The sequence below is a fragment of the Comamonas sp. 23 genome (assembly GCF_049601575.1).
Classification (GTDB): Bacteria; Pseudomonadota; Gammaproteobacteria; order Burkholderiales; family Burkholderiaceae_C; genus Comamonas; species Comamonas squillarum.
Genome location: NZ_CP187127.1, coordinates 1,956,052 through 1,969,330 on the forward strand (window position 1 = coordinate 1,956,052; position 13,279 = coordinate 1,969,330).

Here is a 13,279-nt window from a genome sequence, read left to right on the forward strand (position 1 = left end):
CGCTGCTGCGGGCTTTTTTGTTGCTGGCACGCCGCAGCGGTCGGGGGCAGAATGCAAGCGTTTGCAAGAAGCTTTGCGCTTCTGTTTTGATAGCTGTCCACGTTGGCTATCATTTGTCCGACATCTTTGGGTGTTGATTTCTCGTATTGTTCTGCCATGGCGCACTTCTCTTCCGACCGCAGCTGGCGCACGTTCAAGCGTGGCCTGCTCAACCACTATGTGCTCAACGGGCTGGAAGTGGCGCTGGGCCTCTTTCTCGTAACCACGCTGGTGCAGCTGATCTGGGGCACGCAGCATGCGGCGGCGGCCTCGGTCGGGGTCATCGTCACCATCGTGGTCGACAACCCTGCGCCGCGCCGGGGCAAGTTCTGGCGCATGCTGCCTGCCCCCTTGCTGGGGGCGCCGCTGTTTTTCATGGTGCAGCTGATGCACCAGCACCTGGTGCTGCTGGGCCTGGTGGCCGTGTTGTCCACTTTTCTGGGCTTTTTGTGGATGGCCTGGGGCAAGCGCGGCGCGCCCATTGCCATTGCGGTGGTGCTGGCCATGGTGCTGGGCATGTCGGTGCCCAAGCCGGCCGAGGGGCAGCTGCTGGCCGCAGCGGCCGAATCGACGATGTTCTTCAGCATTGGCGCGGGCATGTTCCTGGTGTATGCGGTCATCGCCAACACCTTGCTCAATTTCCGCTACCGCGTGCAGTTCATCGCCGATACCGTGCTGTCGCTCGCTGCCCTCATGCTGGAGCAGGCGCGCATGGTGCTGCCCGAGGCGGCCCGCCATGTCGGGCTGGAAGGGGAGTCGGTCGATGGCGAGGCCTATGGCGACAACCTGGCCGACCGCAATTTTGGCAAATTCTCGCGTTCAGGCCAGCCCCAGCAGCACATGGGCCAGCTGATGGCCCGGCACGCAGCCTTTGCCGACCAGCTGCAGGCGGCCCGCGACATTGTGCTGGAGAGCCCGCGCACGCCGCGCCGCCAACGCCTGGCCGGCATGCTGATGCAGATGCTGGAGATCCGCGACCACCTGCTCGCCTGCGAGCTGGACCTGGAGCATTTGCGCAAGTCGCCCGAGCAGGCGCCGATGCTGCTGGCCCAGCAGGCCATGCTGCGTGCCCTGGCGATGGAGGTGGTGCACCTGGCCGACAGCCTGCTGCTGGGCCGCAAGCCCCGCGCGATGAGCAATCTTGACGCCTTGCTGCGCCCCATGCAGATGGCCAGCAAGCTGCCCGCGCAGCGGCTCGAAGAATCGCTGCCTGACCACTACGACACGGACGTCTCGCCCCAGGCACTGTCACGCGAGCTGAGCGAGCGCATTGTGCGCATCCATGAAGAGGTCAACCGCTTGATCGGCCTGGGCCGCGACGAGGTCGAGCCCGATCTGGCCGTGGTGCGCGCGAGCTGGCAGATGTTTGTCAGCCCGACGGCCTGGTCCTGGACGCCATTCAAGGGCCTGATGAGCTGGGATGCGCCTCCGCTGCGCCATGCGATCCGCGCGGCGCTGGCCATTGCGGTAGGCTACCTGGTGGTGCAGGTCCTTCCCTGGAATGCCCATGCCTACTGGGTGCTGCTGACCATTGTGGTGGTGCTGCGCGGCAGCCTGGCGCAGACCCTGGAGCGGCGCACGGTGCGGGTGCTGGGCACTTTGCTGGGCTGCGTGGCGGCGCTGGCGATTTTGTCGGCGCATCTGTCGCCGCTGGGTTTGATTCTGTGCCTGACGCTGGCCCAGGGCGTAGCGCACGGGTTTGCGCTGCGCCGCTACCTGTTCACCGCGATGGGTGCGACGGTGCTGGGACTGGTGCAGGCGCATATGCTGCATGCCGGAGGCAGCACCACCTTCCATATGTTCGAGCGCGTGGTCGATACCTTGATCGGCACCGGCATTGCCTGGGCCTTTGCCTATGTGCTCCCGTCCTGGGAGCGCTCGCAGCTGCCGGCGCTGGTGCAGCGGGTGCTCAAAGCGCAGGCCGCGCATGCCAGCACGTCGCTGGCGGTGGACCAATTGCAGGCCGTGGACAACGCCCCCGAGCTGGCCTGGCGCCTGGCGCGGCGCGAAGCCTATGACAGCCTGTCCGCGCTGATCCAGGCCGTTGACCGCTCACTGAAAGAGCCGCGTGCCGTGCAGCCGCCGCTGCAGGCGCTCGAGCTGTTCCAGGCCCATTGCTACCAGCTGCTGGGCCAGATGTCTTCGGTCAAGATCATGCTGATGATGCGCCGGGGCCAGACGCCGTCGCCGTTTGCGGTGCAGCAGCTCCAGGACACCGCTGCCACCATCGATGCCTGCCTGCTGCAGGCGCCGCCGTTGCCGGCCGCTGGCGATGCCGAGGCCCAGCGCCCCGCCAAGATGCCCGCTCCCGAGCGCGTGCCCGGCCCGGAAGACCGCGACCAGCTCATTCCCTGGCTGATGCGGCGCCTAGCCACGGCGCGCATTCTGGCCGGCCAGCTGCAGCAGGATGCCGTGCAGATCCGCCAGCTGCTGGCGCGCGAGGAGACCTTGCCGCCGGTGCAAGCAGAACCGGTTCAGGCGCAGTCCACTTGAGCGTGAAAAATGATGGAGGGCTTAGAGTCGCTAACACGACCCAGCAAACCGAAGGTTTGCGGTTGAGACTAGGCGCCGAGCCGCAGGCAGTACAGTAGTGCGACAAGGCTCGGCAACGACGTATCAAGGGTTGTGTTAGGTTCTATGTTTTTCGTCAAGCAGCGTTGGGCAGCAATTGTTCCGGATTGAAGGTTTCCTGGCTCTTCCAAATGGCAAATGCCACCCGTAAAAGCTTGCGAGCCAGGATCACCATTGATTCCGTTGTTGAGAAGCCTTTGGCCCTGATTTGGGTGTACAAAGGCTTGAGAGCTTTGCTGTGACTGGCTGCGAATGCGGCCAGGTACATCTGCCTGCGCAGCAGAGCCGGGCCTCGCTTGCTCAGGCACCTGCGTCCTTTTTTGGTGCCTGAATCATTCGCTCGCGGATCAAGTCCGCTATAAGCAACCAGTGCATCTGAGTTGGCAAAGTGCACGCGGCTGAGCAACTCGGTGAGCAAAGCTCCCATTTGTGGGCCAATGCCTGTGATGGTCTGCAGCCGCACACAGCCTTGTTGCATCACCTCGACCTTGGCAATCAAATCAATGACCTGCCTGTCCATTGCTGCAATCAAATCCTTGAATGACTGCATCAGTTGAGTCAAGTGCTCTTGAGGCAGAGGTGTATCTTTGAGCGTTTGCTTGATTGCCGCCTGATGGGTACTGACTTGTGCGCGCCGGGTCAACAGCGCATGTAACTGCTGCTGTACTTTTGTGCCCGGCTGCCATGGATACAGGTTTTGGAAGTGCTCCTGCACGTAGCGGCGGATCACGACACAGTCGAGGGCATTGCTCTTGGCTCTTGCACCAAGAGCTTTGGCGTAGAAATACACATCCCGTGCATTGAGCACATAGACCATGAGGCCCGCTTGTAAGGCAAGCTGCGCAAGTAACAGGTGATAGCGCCCGGTGGACTCCATGGCAATACAGCAATCTCTGGGCAGTTGGGCTAGCCAGCGCGTGATATGCGCGAGGTCATTGACTACGCTCAGAGGGGGCAAGTCATCTACGCTGATAACCAGTTCTGATTTGGAGACATCCACTCCAATGAAGCTTGTTTGCATAAAAGCACCTCCAACAAAGACAATGGTCCAGTCGGGGTGCTGCTCCACCTTGTGCGTTGGCTTGCCTTCAGATCGGCAGTCATGCAGCCTGAGGGCCGCGTGCTGCTCAGTTCCTTATCGACGCTATGAGGTGGGGTGGGAGGGGTCTAACACGGTCGGTCTGCGCTAACAGCCGATAGCGGCTCTAGTCCCTCACCCCGACACCTCTAAACATACAAGCGACTCTTAGGACTGCAGCGCCTCGAGTGCGCATTCCTGCCAGTACATCGCCGCGGCAAAAAAACCTTCCCAGACGCAGCCATTGCAGCCCCGGCCGCAGCAGGTGGTGGGCGCGGCTGGGGGCTCGCGCAGGCTGATCTGGCGGGCGCTGGCGCTGGCCTGCAGCGCGGCAAAGCACTGGCGCGCCTCGCGCAGGCTGGCCAGCGGCTGGAGGCGGAGGACGGCAGCGTTCACTGCTCGGGACGGGGTGGCACGGCTTTGCGGCGCAGGCCAAAGCGCAGCACAAAAGCCGCGCCCAATACCAGGGAAAACCAACCCACTGCCGGGGCCTTGGCGAAAACTCCCTGCACAATATCGCCCTGAGCGACATAGGGCGAGACCACAATCACCAGCCCTATCAAGACCAAGATGATGCCTTTGATGAGCAGGTCCTGATCGGATTTGCGCTGCGCATCCCACTGGCGTTGAGATAAAGAAGACATGGCAGCATTATCCGGCACAGCACGCCTGCCTGCCATTCCCCCCGAAAGCAAGAGTATGAGTATCCAATGGTTCCCCGGGCATATGCACCTGACGCGCAAGCTGATTGCCGAGCGCATCAAAGACATCGATGTGGTCATCGAGGTGCTCGATGCACGCATGCCTGGATCGAGTGCCAACCCGGCGCTGACGGAGCTGACCGGCCACAAGCCCACGCTCAAGATCATCAACAAGCAGGACATGGCCGATGCCAGCCGCACGGCGCTGTGGGTGGCCTGGTATGAGGCCCAGCACGAGACCAAGGCCCTGCCGCTCGATGCCAGCGAGCCGGCCCCGGCCAAGCGCCTGGTGGAAGCCTGTCGCCAGCTGGCACCCGGGCGCGGCGGCCTGGCCAAGCCCATGCGGGTGCTGATCTGCGGCGTGCCCAATGTGGGCAAGTCCACCCTGATCAACAGCATGAGCGGCAAAGGCCAGGCCAAGGCCGGCGACGAGGCCGGTGTGACCAAGGACGAGCAGCGCATTGTGCTGGCCGATGATTTCTACCTCTGGGACACGCCCGGCATGCTCTGGCCCAAGATCATCGTGCCCGAGTCGGGCTACAACCTGGCGGCCTGCGGATCGGTGGGGCGCAATGCCTATGACGACGAGCTGGTGGCGCTGGAGCTGCTGCTGTACCTGCAAAAGCACTACCCGCGCCAGCTGGACGAGCGCTACAAGCTGGGGCTCGAAGATGCGGACATCGCTGCGCTGAGCGATGACGAGCTGCTGACCTTGATTGGCAAGAAGCGCGGCGCAGTGATGGGCGGCGGGCGCATCAACATGCAAAAGGCCGCTGAGCTGCTGATCACCGACTTTCGCACCCAGATGCTGGGCCGCATCACCGTCGAGACGCCGGCAGAGTTTGAGCAATGGCGGGCGGCTGGCGAGGCGGCCGAGGCCTTGCAGCAAGCCAAGAAGGCAGAACACGCCAAACACCGCAAGGCAGGGCGCAAGCGCTACTGATCTGCGCGGCAGGCTCGCGCTGGCTGGGGCGCTGCTGGCAGGTTGCTGCCTTTTATGCGCACAAAGCCGCTCAAAAGCGGCCAAAGCCAGCGGTTGCTGTGGGCTTTTATGCAACAAGCGGTATATGGTCCTTGCATTCTTGAGAAATAACCGCTATAGTTCACCCTTCGTCTTCTTATCGCTGCAGCAACGAATGACCTTCTGCAGCGCACCATTGGGAGTTTTTGCTATGTCCTGTTTCATGTTCAACCCTCTCCACTGAACACGGTTTCTGCCCCGGCTAAACCATGTTCATATGGTTTAGCCTTGGCCCAGATCGCCGCCTGCACCACTGCAGCCGGGATCGACAAAAGCCCTGGCTACTTCGCCGGGGCTTTTTGTTTCGGGGTTTTGCTGCGCCCGCCGTCAGGCCATAGGCGCGCCAGGCCCCTGAGGAACCGCACAGATGAGTGCAAAAACGGTTTCCCGTGCCTTTGAAGAGGGCCGGGTCAAGGCTTTGCGCCGCATGAAGCAACCTATTGCGTTGCTGATCGTGGCCGATTCCACTCCTTTCAACCCTGTTGCCAAAGCCATGGCCCAGCGGCGTCTGTCCGGCGCTGCGGGCAAGCACATTCGCAGCCAAGGCGCCCAGCGCCGTGCCGACCGGATGGCCTTGCAACAGATGACCCGCAAAGCCGACCATGGGGATTGAGCGGCTGCGCTGGATGAAAAGACAGCACAACATGAAAGAAATGAAAACCTCCCCGGAGCTATTGCTTCGCGTACAGATGCATGAGCGTCAGCAAAACCTGCAGGCCATTGCGGCCCAGCTGAAAACCGAATTGATCGGTATTGATGACGTGATTGACCGTGTGATGGGCGCCGTGCGCGCCTGGTACGTGATGCCCCAGCTCATTACCCGCCCTGTGATTGTGTGCCTGTGGGGATTGACAGGCACGGGCAAGACCCAGCTGACGCGCCGCCTGGCGCAGCTGCTGGGTTTTTATGATCGCTTTGTCGAAGTCCAGATGGACGGCTTCAGCCAGAACGGTGACAGCTATGGCGCATCGACCATCTCCGGCACGCTCGAGAGTGCGGGGCTGGTGGAAGGCGCGCCCGGCATCCTGGTGCTCGATGAGTTCCAGCGTTACCGCACCGTGAGCAGCCGGGGCGATGACAGCAAGGTCGAGCGCTTCCAGGATGTCTGGGCCTTGTTGTCGGATGGCAAGCTGCCGCCTGCCTTGTCGGAGCTGCACAGCATCGAGCGCAAGCTGGCGGACGCGCTCTATGACGCCGAGCGGGCCGAAGAAGACGACGCGCAGGAGCGGCGTAAAAAGCAGCAGATGCGCTACAAGATCGATGCCTGGGACGCGCAGGCACTCAAGCGCAGCTTGAAGCTCGATGCGCCCTTGCTGGACATCATGCAGTGGAGCAATGACTACATTCACCAGCTGCTGGTCCAGTTTCGCAGCTCCCAGCAATCCTGGGAGACCGATTACAGCCGGCTGCTGGTCTTTGTCTGTGGCAATCTCGACGAGATGTACACGGAGACGGCCAGCCGCGTCGAGGACTGCGACACCGATGCCGACATTTTCCACCGGCTCACAAGCCGCCTGTCGCTGATCGATGTCAAGCGCGCCTTGGCCGAGCGCTTCAAGCCCGAGCAGATTGCCCGGCTGGGCAACCAGCATGTGATCTACCCGTCGTTCAGCCGCTCGGCCTACGAGCAGCTGATTGCGACGACGGTGCAGCACTATGTGCAGGGGCTTGAAGCCAATTGCGGTCTGCGCTTTGTCATCGGCAGCGATGTGCTCGCGCAGATCTACCAGAACGCGGTGTTCCCCACTCAGGGCACGCGGCCGCTGTTCTCGTCGGTGCACACGATCTTGTCGAGTGCGTTGGTCGATGCAGCGCTGTGGGCGCTGGAGCAGGGCGCGCAGGCCGGCCAGCCATTGCAGGTGCAGATGGCCGCTGGCGCGGCGCAGCTGCAGGTGCAACTGCCACTGCCAGGTGCGCCAGAGGTGCTGCAGCAGTGCTTTGCGGTTCCGCTGGATCTGAACAAGGTCAAGCAGCGCACCAGCGCGGATTTTCGCGCGCTGCTGGCGGTGCATGAGGCCGGGCACGGCCTGGTCTATGCGCTGCTGTATGGCCGCACGCCGCAGGAGCTCAAGATCAATATTGCGACTTTCGAAGGCGGCTACAACAGCTTTACCGAGCTGCAGGCGACATCGCGGCGCAATATGCTGGACATGGTCTGCGTGGGCCTGGCCGGCCGCGCGGCCGAGCGCCATGTGTTTGGCCAGGAAGCCTGTACCACCGGCGCCGAGCAGGATATCCGGCAGGCCACGGCGGATGCGGCGCGCTACCTGCGCCACCTGGGCTTTGGTGCGCGTCTGTCGCGCACCGATGTGGCCCAGGAGCCTGGCGACAACACCAATACCGAGGTGGGGCCCAGCAATGCCGGTATCGAAGCCTTGCTGCAAGCGCAGATGCTGCGTGCGCAGGACCTGCTGGTGCAGCACAACGCCTTGCTGATGGCGATGACCGCCTTGCTGCTGCGCGAGGGTCTGATCAGCCCGGCCGCAATGGCGCAGCTGTGTGCCGAGCATGGCCAGGTGGTGCAGGCCAGTGCGGCGCAGATCCCGGATGCGGCTGAACAAAAATGGGTGCTGGAGCCCTATGCCGATATGCTGGCCAAGCACGACCAGCGCCCGCGCATGGCCTGAGTGCGCGAGCTGTTCAGCTACTTTTTACGCCGCCTGTTGCAAAACAGGCGGCGTTTTTTTATGGGCGCGGATGGCGCCCATTACAGCTACTGAGCCTTGGCGGGCGTGCTTGCAGGCACTGCGCTGCTGGCAGCGGCTGCAGCCTCTGCGCCCTTGCCGGTCAGCTGCCGCACCGTAAAGCCCTGCTTTTGCAGCAATTGCAGCAGGTTGTTGTCGCCCACCATGTGCAGCAGGCCCACGGCGATGAAAAGCTGCGGTTGGGCCGCCATCATGGCCGGCAGCCGCTCGGCCATGCGCTGGTTGCGCGTATCGAGCAGGGCCGCTTGCATGCCCACATCGCCCAGGCATTGGCAGGTCTGCATCAGCTGCTCCAGCGCAGCCAGGTCACCGCTTTCCCAATACTCGGCCAATTTCTGGGCGACCTGGCGGTTCTTGCCGCTGTCGATGTCGTCGAGCGCCTTGCGGATGTCGTCGGGTGTGGCCAGCTGCGCGGGCACACCATCGCCACCCAGGCCCATGGCCAGCAGCTGCTCCTGCGCCGTCTCGATGGCCTGCACCGGTTTGCCCACCGCATGGGCCATGGCCGCCAGGTTCAGGTCGATGCCGTAGGCCGGGTGGTAGCCGCTGCGTGCCATGTCCTGCATACCGAGCGCGATCAGGCGGGCCAGGGTGGCGGCATTGGTTTGCCAGGTGCTCTGGTCCACACAGGATTCAAAGGCCATGCGACCCATGCGTGTCTGCAGCTCGGGGTTTTGGCGCATGACCAGCTTTTGCCGGTCATTGTCTTCGCGCATCGCCTGGGTCAAGGCCTGCAAGGTGGCGGGGTCCACCGGGTCGAGCTCCAGCGCAATGGCGGGGGCCCCGCGCAGCGCTTGTGCGGTGCGCGGTCCGGGAAAGATCCAGGGCAGCTGGCCCACATGGATGCTGCCCCAGAGATAGGCGACCGTATCGCCTTTGCGCAGTTGCCACAGCACGCCCCGGTCCGGATGCGGCTTGCGCGATTCCGCCTGGTAGACCGCCGGATCTTTGACGGCTGGGGCCGGGCAGGAGGGGTTATCCGCTGGTGCCAGCTGCGGTGCTGGCGCGGCTGCAGGCGTGCGTGCCTGGGCCGCATGGCCGCCAGCGAGCAAGGCCAGGCCCAGCAGCAGCTGTGGCAGCAGGCGCAGGCCGCGTGCGGGGTGGTGGGGGAGAAGCGAGAGGGGTGCTGAATGCTGCAAAACGGGCTCCAGATCATGGCCGCAAGGCTTGCGGTGATGCGAGCCCTTGCGGCGATTAACGCTTAGCGCTGTGCCTGGGTCGCAAACCAGCGGCGTGCCAGGCGATCCCAGAACTTGGCGCCCAGGGCGATATTGTTGTCGTTGAAATCATAGCCCGGGTTGTGCAAGCCAACGCCGGGCTGGCCATCGGAGCCGTTGCCGATCCAGCCATAGGCACCGGGTACTTCTTCGAGCATGAAGCCAAAGTCCTCGGCTGTCATCGCCGGCAGCACATCGGTGTGGGCGTTGGTGTTGCCAACCATCTCGCGCATCACCTCGCCCATGAACAGCGCCTCCTTGCGGTGGTTGGTCGTGTTGGGGTAACCGGGCTTGATGATCACTTCGGCGCTGGCAAAATGCGCCTCGGCGATGTGGCCGGAGACCCGGTGCAGGCCGTCGATCAGGAACTGCTGCGAGGCCAGCGTCAGGTTGCGGCAGGTGCCGTAGATACGGGCCTCATCCGGGATGATGTTCTCCACCGTGCCCGACTCGATCTTGCCCACGGTCAGCACCGCAGCATCCAAGGGATCAGTGCCGCGCGAGACCAGGGTCTGCAACTGGCCGACGATGGAGCAGGCCACCGGGATCGGGTCCACTGTCGTATGGGGCAGTGCCGCATGGCCGCCCCGGCCACGCACCACAATCTCAAAGCGCAGCGCAGCTGCCATGATGGGCCCCACGCGCACCCCCATCTGGCCCTGCGGCAGCGCGGGCCAGTTGTGCAATGCAAACACGGCCTGGCAGGGGAACTGGGTAAACAGCCCGTCCTGCATCATCGCGCGCGCGCCTGCGCCGCCTTCTTCACCGGGTTGAAAGATCAGGTGCACCGTGCCATCGAAATCACGCCGGCCAGCGAGCAGCTCAGCGGCCCCCATCACCATCGTCGTGTGGCCGTCGTGGCCGCAGGCATGCATGCGGCCCGGGTACTGGCTGATGTGGCCAAACTGGTTGGTTTCCTGCACCGGCAGCGCATCCATGTCGGCGCGGATACCGATGGCAGGCCCGGGGTTGGCGGCATCGCGCCCCTGGCCGTAAATGCTGGCCACAATGCCGGTGGTGCCCAGGCCCCGCACCATGGGGATGCCCAGCGCCGTCAGATAGGCCGCGATCTTGTCGGCGGTGCGGTTTTCTTCGTACTTCAGCTCCGGGTGCATGTGCAGATCGCGGCGAAATGCAGTGAGCTGGTTGATGTTGGGGGCGTTGTCTTGGTCGAGGTACATGGTTTCTCTCTCGTGTCGGTGCAGGCGGCCACTGACCGCCATGCCGGAACTGCAAGCCTACCATTGTCCTCCTGTCTGCCCGGAGTGTCTGCGCGACAGTGTCTGGCGGGAAGCTCTGGGCGGGAAGCTTCGGGCCGCCCCTTTATGCCGCGTCGGTGGCAGAGGCCACGGCGCCCGGATGCGACAATCTGCGGTCCGCCAGCAGGGCCGCCACATTGAGCAGGGCCAGCACCGTGCCAGCGATGCAGGCACCCGTCCAGCCGCCGTGGTGCCAGGCCCAGGCGCCGATGGCCGAGCCAGCCGATGCGCCGATAAAGTAGCCCGTCATATAGCAGGCGTTGATGCGCGAGCGCGCCTCGGGTGCCAGGCGGTAGATGACGTTCTGGTTGCAGATGTGGGTGCCTTGCAGCGCCAGCTCGATCACCAGCATGCCGACGATGAACAGGAACACCGAATGCTGGCTGTACCACAGCAGCGCCCAGTTGACGACCAGCAGCAGCACCGAGAAGGCGGTGGTCGGGCGCTCCAGGCCTTTGTCGACCAGGCGGCCCGCGGCATTGGCCATCAAGGCGCCGGCTACACCCGACAGGCCAATGAGGCCGATCGACGAATCGCTCAGGCCGTGCTCGGGGCCGCCGAGCATCAGGGCCATCGTCGAGAACAGCACACTGACCGATGCAAAGGCCAGGCCCCCCAGCAAGGTGCGGGTGCGCAGGCGGGGCTGGGTGCGTATCAAGGTGGCCATGCTGCCCAGCACCTGGCCATAAGGCAGGCGTGGGCCGCTGTGTGCCACCTTGGGCAGCACCCGGTAGAGGGCCAGCGCCACCAGCACCATCGCGATGCCGCCCGCCTTGTAGACCAGGCTCCATCCGCCCACGGCCGACAGGAGTCCGGCGACTGTGCGCGAGAGCAAAATGCCGGTGAGCAGGCCGCTCATCACCAGGCCGACGGCGCGGCCACTTGACTCACGCGGGGCCAGGCTGGCGGCCATCGGCACCAGCACCTGGGCCGCGACCGAGAAGAGACCCGTGACCAAGGTGCCCAGCACCAAGGCTGTGAACGGTGAGGGCATCAGGCCGGCAAAGCCGCTGACCAGCAGGCCGATCGCCGCGAGCAGCATCAGGCCCACGGTCAGTTTGCGGCGCTCGAGCATATCGCCCAGCGGCACCAGAAACAGCAGGCCAATCGCATACGACACCTGCGCGCAGGTGACCAGAATGCCGGCCGTGCTCTCGCTCACCTGCAGCGCATGGGCGATGGAGTTGAGCAGCGGTTGGTTGAAGTAATTGGCGCCGGCGCAGAGGCCGCAGGCTGTGGCCATCAGCAGCAAGACGGCAGGGCTGAGCGTTGCAGCAGGCGCTGCCGAGGAGGGTGCGGCGGCAGAGGTTGTTGTTTGTTTATTTTTCACGGGGCGAGTGTGCGCGCATCCGAAAAACAATGTGCACCCTTGGTCTTGGCGCAGCTGCTAGGCTTGCCGCGACCAGGCCGGGTTGCGCAGCAGCGCCTGCCATTGCTGCAGGCTGGGGTGCGATTGCGGCACGGACATGCCCGCTGTGGGTTCTGTGTGCCGGAACTGCAGCCCACTTTCAATATGCAAGGGTGCCTGCGTATAGGGGTGCTGCAGCGACAGCGACCAGGCATGCAGCCACAGCCGCTGCAGGCCCAGACGCTCGGCCCACCAACGGTTCAATGGGCCCTTGCCATGCGTGGCATCGCCAATGATGGGGTGGGCGATGTGCTTGAGGTGGCGGCGGATCTGGTGGCGGCGCCCGGTGTGGGGTGTCGCCTGGACCAAGGACAGCCGCGTGCCGGCAAAGCGGCTGTCATAGGCCTCGGCGTGTTCCAGCCTCGCCAGGCGCGCAAAGCGGGTCCGGGCCGGCTGGGCGGGCGCGTCCTCAGGCGCATCATCGGGGCGCAGTGCATGGTCGACCTCCGCTTGCAGCGGCGCCCAGCCGCGCACCATCGCCAGGTAGCGCTTGTCGATCTGGTGGTTCTCAAACTGGCTGCGCGTGCGGCTGGCGGCCTCGGCATGCAGCGCCAGCAGCAGCACGCCGCAGGTGCCCTTGTCGAGCCGGTGCAGCGGAAACACATGCTGGCCGATCTGGTCGCGCAAGGTCTGCACGATAAAGCGCGTCTCGCCTGCGTCCAGGCCCGTGCGGTGCACCAGCCAGCCGGCAGGTTTGTAGATGGCCACCAGGTGCTCGTCGCGCCACAGCAGGGGCAGGGGGCAGTCCTGCGCATGGGTATGCGCAACAGCAGGGTCGATGGCGAAAGACATGGGTGGGCGGGCTGGTGAAACGATGTTGCAGGCGTGATCAGCTATGGATTTTATAGTGGCCGTGCCTCAAGACCTCTTGGACCACAGCCCAAACAACAGCATGCCCACCAGCATCGCCGCACTGAAGATCGCCGCCGAGCCCATGCCCGCCGCCGTGCCCAGCAGTGCCGGGCCTGGGCAGTAGCCGGCCAGGCCCCAGCCGATGCCAAATAGCGCCGAGCCGATCAGCAGCGGTGCATCAACCGCTTGGCGTGCAGGCAGCTGCATGGGCTCGCCCAGCAGGCTGCGGCTGCGCCGGCGCGCCAGTGCAAAACCGGGCAGACCCAGCGCTATCGCGCCGCCCATCACCAGCGCCAGCGACGGGTCCCAGGGGCCTGCCAGATCGAGAAAAGCCAGCACCTTCTGCGGATCGGCCATGCCGGACACCAGCAGGCCCAGGCCAAAGACCAGGCCTGCAAGGGCCGCGATCAGGATAGTCATCATGCTCT

12 protein-coding genes are annotated in these 13,279 nt (G+C 64.2%); 4 read left to right on the forward strand and 8 right to left on the reverse strand.

Translation table 11 applies throughout. The annotated features are described in order from the left end of the window. Positions 1 to 156 precede the first annotated feature (156 nt). Positions 157 to 2,532: an FUSC family protein gene (locus ACPEE1_RS08805; protein WP_260719889.1), complete on the forward strand. Its 2,376-nt coding sequence runs from the start codon at positions 157 to 159 to the stop codon at positions 2,530 to 2,532. A gap of 154 nt (positions 2,533 to 2,686) precedes the next feature. Here the strand turns inward: ACPEE1_RS08805 and ACPEE1_RS08810 are convergent, their stop codons facing one another. The 3 genes from ACPEE1_RS08810 to ACPEE1_RS08820 form a co-directional block, all read right to left on the reverse strand. Continuing rightward, the gene (locus ACPEE1_RS08810; protein ID WP_423935988.1) at positions 2,687 to 3,631 is read right to left on the reverse strand and encodes an IS110 family transposase; all 945 of its coding nucleotides are present in this window, start codon (positions 3,629 to 3,631) and stop codon (positions 2,687 to 2,689) included. A 225-nt stretch (positions 3,632 to 3,856) separates the two neighbouring features. Beyond that, a complete protein-coding gene (locus tag ACPEE1_RS08815) occupies positions 3,857 to 4,084 on the reverse strand; it encodes an oxidoreductase-like domain-containing protein (protein ID WP_182342738.1) in 228 nt (75 codons plus the stop codon). Further along, positions 4,081 to 4,332 (reverse strand): hypothetical protein, encoded by a 252-nt coding sequence (locus ACPEE1_RS08820; RefSeq protein ID WP_021027316.1) that lies wholly within the window; start codon positions 4,330 to 4,332, stop codon positions 4,081 to 4,083. Before ACPEE1_RS08820 ends, ACPEE1_RS08815 begins: the two co-directional genes overlap by 4 nt. A 55-nt stretch (positions 4,333 to 4,387) precedes the next feature. Here ACPEE1_RS08820 and ylqF point away from each other — a divergent pair, with 55 nt between their 5' ends. The 3 genes from ylqF to ACPEE1_RS08835 all read left to right on the forward strand — a co-directional run bounded on the left by ylqF (position 4,388) and on the right by ACPEE1_RS08835 (position 8,037). Further along, positions 4,388 to 5,332 (forward strand): ribosome biogenesis GTPase YlqF, encoded by a 945-nt coding sequence (gene ylqF / locus ACPEE1_RS08825; RefSeq protein WP_116924437.1) that lies wholly within the window; start codon positions 4,388 to 4,390, stop codon positions 5,330 to 5,332. Between the two features lie 445 nt (positions 5,333 to 5,777). Continuing rightward, positions 5,778 to 6,023, forward strand: coding sequence for a hypothetical protein (locus ACPEE1_RS08830; protein ID WP_182342736.1), 246 nt, complete (start codon positions 5,778 to 5,780; stop codon positions 6,021 to 6,023). Between the two features lie 40 nt (positions 6,024 to 6,063). Continuing rightward, complete coding sequence (locus tag ACPEE1_RS08835) at positions 6,064 to 8,037, forward strand: AAA family ATPase (protein ID WP_423935991.1); 1,974 nt, start codon at positions 6,064 to 6,066, stop codon at positions 8,035 to 8,037. An 86-nt stretch (positions 8,038 to 8,123) separates the two neighbouring features. On the opposite strand, the gene ACPEE1_RS08840 is transcribed toward ACPEE1_RS08835, so the two are convergent. The 5 genes from ACPEE1_RS08840 to ACPEE1_RS08860 form a co-directional block, all read right to left on the reverse strand. Further along, a complete protein-coding gene (locus ACPEE1_RS08840; RefSeq protein WP_182342732.1) occupies positions 8,124 to 9,254 on the reverse strand; it encodes a TraB/GumN family protein in 1,131 nt (376 codons plus the stop codon). Positions 9,255 to 9,316: 62 nt separating this feature from the next. Further along, a complete protein-coding gene (locus ACPEE1_RS08845) occupies positions 9,317 to 10,513 on the reverse strand; it encodes a M20 aminoacylase family protein (protein WP_116924435.1) in 1,197 nt (398 codons plus the stop codon). A gap of 142 nt (positions 10,514 to 10,655) precedes the next feature. Continuing rightward, complete coding sequence (locus tag ACPEE1_RS08850; RefSeq protein WP_409935164.1) at positions 10,656 to 11,921, reverse strand: MFS transporter; 1,266 nt, start codon at positions 11,919 to 11,921, stop codon at positions 10,656 to 10,658. 57 nt (positions 11,922 to 11,978) lie between these two features. Then, on the reverse strand, positions 11,979 to 12,791 hold the full coding sequence (locus ACPEE1_RS08855; protein ID WP_182342729.1) for a pseudouridine synthase: 813 nt from the start codon (positions 12,789 to 12,791) through the stop codon (positions 11,979 to 11,981). Positions 12,792 to 12,857: 66 nt separating this feature from the next. After that, positions 12,858 to 13,271, reverse strand: a complete 414-nt coding sequence (locus ACPEE1_RS08860) for a DUF6691 family protein (RefSeq protein WP_423935994.1) — start codon at positions 13,269 to 13,271, stop codon at positions 12,858 to 12,860. Positions 13,272 to 13,279: the final 8 nt, after the last annotated feature.

What these genes read in the sequence shown, in the direction of transcription:
- ACPEE1_RS08805 (WP_260719889.1), top strand. Translation starts at nt 157, where the DNA reads ATGGCGCACTTCTCTTCCGACCGCAGCTGGCGCACGTTCAAGCGTGGC.
- ACPEE1_RS08810 (WP_423935988.1), bottom strand. Translation starts at nt 3,631, where the DNA reads ATGCAAACAAGCTTCATTGGAGTGGATGTCTCCAAATCAGAACTGGTT.
- ACPEE1_RS08820 (WP_021027316.1), bottom strand. Translation starts at nt 4,332, where the DNA reads ATGTCTTCTTTATCTCAACGCCAGTGGGATGCGCAGCGCAAATCCGAT.
- ylqF (WP_116924437.1), top strand. Translation starts at nt 4,388, where the DNA reads ATGAGTATCCAATGGTTCCCCGGGCATATGCACCTGACGCGCAAGCTG.
- ACPEE1_RS08830 (WP_182342736.1), top strand. Translation starts at nt 5,778, where the DNA reads ATGAGTGCAAAAACGGTTTCCCGTGCCTTTGAAGAGGGCCGGGTCAAG.
- ACPEE1_RS08835 (WP_423935991.1), top strand. Translation starts at nt 6,064, where the DNA reads ATGAAAACCTCCCCGGAGCTATTGCTTCGCGTACAGATGCATGAGCGT.
- ACPEE1_RS08845 (WP_116924435.1), bottom strand. Translation starts at nt 10,513, where the DNA reads ATGTACCTCGACCAAGACAACGCCCCCAACATCAACCAGCTCACTGCA.
- ACPEE1_RS08855 (WP_182342729.1), bottom strand. Translation starts at nt 12,791, where the DNA reads ATGTCTTTCGCCATCGACCCTGCTGTTGCGCATACCCATGCGCAGGAC.
- ACPEE1_RS08860 (WP_423935994.1), bottom strand. Translation starts at nt 13,271, where the DNA reads ATGACTATCCTGATCGCGGCCCTTGCAGGCCTGGTCTTTGGCCTGGGC.